Source organism: Butyrivibrio sp. VCB2006, assembly GCF_000420945.1.
Classification (GTDB): domain Bacteria; phylum Bacillota; class Clostridia; order Lachnospirales; family Lachnospiraceae; genus Butyrivibrio.
Genome location: NZ_ATVX01000038.1, coordinates 1 through 5,158 on the forward strand (window position 1 = coordinate 1; position 5,158 = coordinate 5,158).

6 protein-coding genes, 5 tRNA genes, 1 rRNA gene and 1 pseudogene are annotated in these 5,158 nt (G+C 39.4%); 2 read left to right on the forward strand and 11 right to left on the reverse strand.

The annotated features are described in order from the left end of the window. Nucleotides 1-198 (forward strand): annotated as a pseudogene (locus G613_RS0117650) (transposase); the annotation flags it as partial. A gap of 367 nt (nucleotides 199-565) precedes the next feature. Here the strand turns inward: G613_RS0117650 and G613_RS0117655 are convergent. From G613_RS0117655 to G613_RS0117675, 5 genes are all read right to left on the reverse strand, one after another. After that, complete coding sequence (locus G613_RS0117655) at nucleotides 566-1,315, reverse strand: hypothetical protein (protein ID WP_029233821.1); 750 nt, start codon at nucleotides 1,313-1,315, stop codon at nucleotides 566-568. Then, nucleotides 1,308-1,802, reverse strand: a complete 495-nt coding sequence (locus tag G613_RS0117660) for an HIT family protein (protein WP_029233822.1) — start codon at nucleotides 1,800-1,802, stop codon at nucleotides 1,308-1,310. The genes G613_RS0117655 and G613_RS0117660 overlap by 8 nt, the downstream gene beginning before the upstream one ends. A 72-nt stretch (nucleotides 1,803-1,874) precedes the next feature. Beyond that, nucleotides 1,875-2,351, reverse strand: coding sequence for a DNA-deoxyinosine glycosylase (locus G613_RS0117665; RefSeq protein WP_029233823.1), 477 nt, complete (start codon nucleotides 2,349-2,351; stop codon nucleotides 1,875-1,877). Nucleotides 2,352-2,598: 247 nt separating this feature from the next. After that, on the reverse strand, nucleotides 2,599-3,213 hold the full coding sequence (locus G613_RS0117670; RefSeq protein ID WP_029233824.1) for a PBECR4 domain-containing protein: 615 nt from the start codon (nucleotides 3,211-3,213) through the stop codon (nucleotides 2,599-2,601). A gap of 255 nt (nucleotides 3,214-3,468) precedes the next feature. Beyond that, on the reverse strand, nucleotides 3,469-3,840 hold the full coding sequence (locus tag G613_RS0117675) for a hypothetical protein (RefSeq protein ID WP_029233825.1): 372 nt from the start codon (nucleotides 3,838-3,840) through the stop codon (nucleotides 3,469-3,471). A 105-nt stretch (nucleotides 3,841-3,945) separates the two neighbouring features. Here G613_RS0117675 and G613_RS0117680 point away from each other — a divergent pair, with 105 nt between their 5' ends. Further along, nucleotides 3,946-4,287, forward strand: a complete 342-nt coding sequence (locus tag G613_RS0117680; RefSeq protein WP_029233826.1) for a helix-turn-helix domain-containing protein — start codon at nucleotides 3,946-3,948, stop codon at nucleotides 4,285-4,287. Between the two features lie 36 nt (nucleotides 4,288-4,323). Here the strand turns inward: G613_RS0117680 and G613_RS0117685 are convergent. From G613_RS0117685 to G613_RS0117710, 6 genes are all read right to left on the reverse strand, one after another. After that, nucleotides 4,324-4,409: transfer RNA gene (locus G613_RS0117685), tRNA-Leu, on the reverse strand. A gap of 60 nt (nucleotides 4,410-4,469) precedes the next feature. Next, nucleotides 4,470-4,542: transfer RNA gene (locus G613_RS0117690), tRNA-Val, on the reverse strand. Nucleotides 4,543-4,579: 37 nt separating this feature from the next. Beyond that, a tRNA-Ile gene (locus G613_RS0117695) sits at nucleotides 4,580-4,653 on the reverse strand. Between the two features lie 6 nt (nucleotides 4,654-4,659). Beyond that, nucleotides 4,660-4,731 (reverse strand) — tRNA-Glu (locus tag G613_RS0117700). A gap of 35 nt (nucleotides 4,732-4,766) precedes the next feature. Continuing rightward, a tRNA-Asn gene (locus G613_RS0117705) sits at nucleotides 4,767-4,839 on the reverse strand. A 105-nt stretch (nucleotides 4,840-4,944) separates the two neighbouring features. Beyond that, nucleotides 4,945-5,158 (reverse strand): 23S ribosomal RNA (locus G613_RS0117710); the annotation flags it as partial.

Sequence of the window (5,158 nt, forward strand, 5' to 3'; positions counted from 1 at the left end):
GATATAAGGTACACAGAAGGAATGAAGGATCTCTATTCTCACAGAAAAGAAACAATAGAGAGAATCTTTGGAACAGCAAAAGAGAACCACGGATTCAGATATACGCAGATGTATGGCAAGGCGCGGATGGAAATGAAGGTCGCGCTTACCTTTGCGTGTATGAATCTAAAAAAGCTTGCAAGAATCAAGCATGAATGGCGGTTAGAGATGGCCTGATAGAGGCCGTTTCTATCCTTTATTATCAATAAAACACTCGCGAAAAAGAAAAATGGTCTTGAGAGCTACGCTCTCAGGACCACTTTGTCTACAGTCTGAGAGAAACGTAATTACTTACGTTTCTCTTTCTATTTAATGCCGGCGACCGGGGTCGAACTTTTAGTAGTCTCGCAAAGCCGCAGAGAAAGGGGCTTCGCCGGCCTTGCCTTTCTTTTGTACCAAATTTGTACCACTTTTGCAAAATATAGTGCCTGTACAAAATAAGTCACAAATGTGCATAGCAAAATATTATTCATCTTTATTTATCAATTATACAGAGATAAAGACAAGTAATATTCCGTTCAATCTTTTACAATTCACCCATAATGACTTTCAAAAGATCCACTACACCAATATCTTGTCCGTATTCATATTTCTCAAGTTCAGCCATATCATCTTTTCCAAAATAGATCAGCCTATCAACTTCATTACTGCCGGTCTCCTTCTTAAAAGAATCAAAGGCATGTTGAATTGTTTTTGAATCAAGGCTTGAATAAAAAACAAAAGGAAAGCCATACTTATTGTCATTAGTAACAAGATATGATTTGCCTATATCAGTAACGCTATCCCTGATTTCCTTTCCAACCTCTTCTTCAAGCTCTCGAAATGCTGTCACTAAAGGTGATAATTTGTTATTATCTGTACTGCCATCCTCGCGTATGGTCCCACCAATAATCCTGTCAGAAGGGTCCATAACTCCACCTATTCCCTGAATCTTTCCTACAAACTCTGAACCTACGCCATTTAACGAAACAAACAGCTTTTTGTCAGATGAGACTAATATGCAACCGGCATACATACTTCTACATGCATACTCTCCAAGATCCATGATCTCACTGTATTTGTAATGGGCATAATCAGAGGGCTCACAGGTTATCGTGACTGTGCCGTCATCATTTTCCATATTGATTACAGAATATAACGCCCCATTAAACATCCCCGGATACTTTGCTATAAGTTCATTCCAGTAAACTTGTACTCCTTCTTCAATATCCTTAGGAAGCTCTCTTGCTGCAGTTTCTTTTATTTTCAGCTCTTTTATTGGAATGATTTTAGTCATATTTGTCTTCGCTTTCTATGTATTTCTTGATTTCTTCGGCAGTCCTTATCACGTTTTCAATATCTGTATCAGAAGCATTATCTTTGGCAAAAGCATTGATATCACGCAGATACTGCAAACCATATCCAAATTGTTCCAGCATCCACTCCTGATTAGGAAAAATCCATATATGAAAGTGCTTGGAGCGTTCTTCCTGCACCAATGTAACAGTTTCAGCAATTTTCAGCTCCTTTATAGCTCTTTCTGCAATTGCTATTGTATTTCCTATCTCAGTTCTCTCGTCTGCAGCTAATTCCGCAAAAGACTGAATATGTCTTTTACTTGTTATTATTAGAAACCCGGGAATTGGAATCTCAGGATCTGCAGCAAGAATAATCGACTCCCCGTCATAAATAATTCCCCCAGGAAGTTTCACCTCGCCACGCACAATTGCGCATCCTACGCACTCAGACTTAATTTCATTCCCAAAAATATCTTTTCTGCTCATAGTCTCCCCTTTGCATATTAGTTTTCAACTATAAGGATAAAGCATGCCCTTAGGGCAAGGTCAATACTTTTTTTATTCATTTATGCATTTCCATTCGCTCAGAAGCTTTTCCATATTCCAGGCAGCATTGGCGGGACTTGTAGATGGAAGACATATTGCACGTCTTTTTATTACAGGCTCCGTATACTTTTCATAATACTTAAGTGCCGTTTTACCATTGACATATATTATCTTGATATCCGCTGTGTTTAATATACGGCTTAAGTCGTTTGGCACTACATTAGTGATACTGGAGTCCGACGAACCGACAATATCGCAAGACTGTATCACATCCCATAATGCAATCTTGTTCCTTATCAAAAGAGCTTTCTTCTCCTCAATTGTCCCTGGCTCTTCCTCTTCAAACACTCCGGAAACCACCTTCCAAAATCTATTCTGCTTATGCCCATAGAAAAATCCTTCTTCTCTTGATTTAACAGAGGGAAAACTTCCCAGAATAAGTATTTTTGAACTCTTATCATATATTGGTTCAATTGGATGTATAACCATAATTAAGTCTCCCTTCCCCCATCCAACATATATGCACACTCTTGCGCACTCTTTTATAGTACAAGATGGCAACAAAAAAGAGAACCGCAAACTAATGCGATTCTCTAATGTTTAATGCCGGCGACCGGGATCGAACTTTCCTGCGCCTTTCAAACATAGATGGAAAAGAGACTGGCGGTTTCACTTTATTTTCTGAACCCACTTTTGAACCTAGTTGTGGATATACATCAAATGTGCTTAAACCATTTTATTCTTTATAGTTCCTATGTGTAAATACAGGTGTCACAGTACCTGTAACCTTCTCGCGTTTTTCAACTTTAAGAACCGTATACTGTGTCTGTCCTACTGTGTAGTCATTCATTCTTGCCTCAGAAGAAAAGATAGACATTTCACCGATAAATATTATCCCTGCCAGATTATCACTTTTCTTATATAGCATAAGATTTTCAAATCTCTCATGATTGTTTATCAGATAATCTGCATTGATGCTTGTCCAAGGGCACTTCTTTTTACTAAAGCCAAAAAAGCTGTACTCTTGGTTATCCAGCTTTTCTATTATGTCCGCAAGCTGTCCGAAAAGCTCTACCCTTAATTCCATTTCATCTGTATAATACCTTGATTTTTCAAAGTCAGCATTTTCATAAGTTCCTGCGATGATTTCATCATATAAAGATTCTGTTTGAGCTCCATGTACGGTTAAGAATTCAAGATCCTTCAGATAATGCAATCCCATTGTGTGGAACCAATCAACCTTATCAAAAACCAGGCAAAGAACGCTAGCCTTTCCTTTTCTGCCAATTTTTATAAGATATTCCGTGTTTAGCAGTTTGTCATATGAGCTTAAAGACTCTAACACTCCCATTGTATCTCCAAAAAATAAAGACCTTGTATTTGGCTACAAGGTCTTTTAGATAATTTTCTTTCGGATAATCCTATCTGGTTTGTGGTTATTTATCGAACCCACCTAGAACTCCATCAAAGAAAGCGTTCCAGAACCCTCTTTGATTTCAACGTTCAAACGAACCTCAAGTGTCCGCTGTTAAGATTATAGTATTGTAATCAAAACCTTAAGTCAAGAATATAAAGAGATAATTCATAGAAAATTCATTGCACATTTTTATGCTCCCAATTCATAATCCTGAATCCTCTCTTTCCACTTTTTATACTTCTTGTACTGAATATCATCCAATTCCCAGAAGTTTACTCCAGGGTCACATTCACCCACTATTTGCTTTTCACCAACCAGTTTATAACCTAGCGCCTCAAAAAAGTTCTTTATGTAGTCATACCAGACAGAAGGTTCGGCAAATTTACCAGCTATCGACTCTAATCGATTATCCTCATTAAAAAACCACGGATTTGGAAAGCTTTCATCCATTTTTTCATACGGATTGACCCTATTTGAAAACTTAATGTACTCCTTGATCAATGTCTCATCTGGCGCAGGAATTATCTCTAATTCACCTGCCCCAATCATCCAACATCCCATTTTTATTCCTCCTTGATAAATGAATAATTTAGGTTATAATATAACCATCGGTTATTGTATAATACATAACCATTGGTTACTTGTCAATAGTAAAATGAGGTACATATGAAATTCAAAGCTGAAAGAATAATCCAAATTCGAGAACAATTAGGTATGAACAAAGCTGAAGCAGCAAGAAAACTCAACATGTCTGCAATGGGTTACGGGCGTTATGAAAATGGGCAAAGGGAGCCATCATTCCAAACAGTATGTTTCATAGCGTCAACGTTCAACACTACTTCTGACTATCTTTATGGCTTAACAGATGATCCAAATCCAAGTACAATAACGATTTCTTCATCTGAAGACCCGGAACTCTTTTCATTTGTAAACTCTCTCCAGAAGGATAAATCCTTAGAAAAAAGGTTATTAGAATACTTTAATAAACTGACTCAGCAAAATAAATGAACGCAAAAAAGAGAAGCATCACTGCTTCTCTCTTACTGCCGGCGACCGGGATCGAACCGGTACGGGTATCGCTACCCACGGGATTTTAAGTCCCGGGCGTCTGCCAGTTCCGCCACGCCGGCATTTTACCTTATTTAGTTTTGGTAAAAAATACGCGATATGCTTCGAGCATATCGCGTTAGTGGGGCCTACAGGGCTCGAACCTGTGACCCTCTGCTTGTAAGGCAGATGCTCTCCCAGCTGAGCTAAGACCCCAAATTAACTGGGTATATTCGGTTTTACATAAACCTAGTGGAGCTTCAGGGACTTGAACCCGGGACCGACCGGTTATGAGCCGGTTGCTCTAACCAACTGAGCTAAAGCTCCTGAAAGTGACTCCGACGAGAATCGAACTCGTGTTACCGCCGTGAAAGGGCGATGTCTTGACCGCTTGACCACGGAGCCGGATTAGATTCAACGTCAAAGCTTACTTTGACTAGCTCCCCAAGTAGGACTCGAACCTACGACACTTCGGTTAACAGCCGAATGCTCTACCGACTGAGCTATTGAGGATTATTGATACAAAAATACCATGCCAAGCATGGTACTCTTTCTTGTACCTTCAAAACCGAACACTGATTATCTAAATCCTAACCTCTTCTTTTGTTCCTAACCTTTTTGGATAAGCCCTCGACCTATTAGTACACATCAGCTGAACACGTTACCGTGCTTACACCTTGTGCCTATCTAACCTCATACTCTCTAAGGGGTCTTACTGGACAAGCCAGGGATATCTCATCTTGAGGGGGGCTTCACGCTTAGATGCCTTCAGCGTTTATCCCTTCCGGACGTGGCTACCCAGCCTTATGCATCTGGCGATGCAGCTGATACA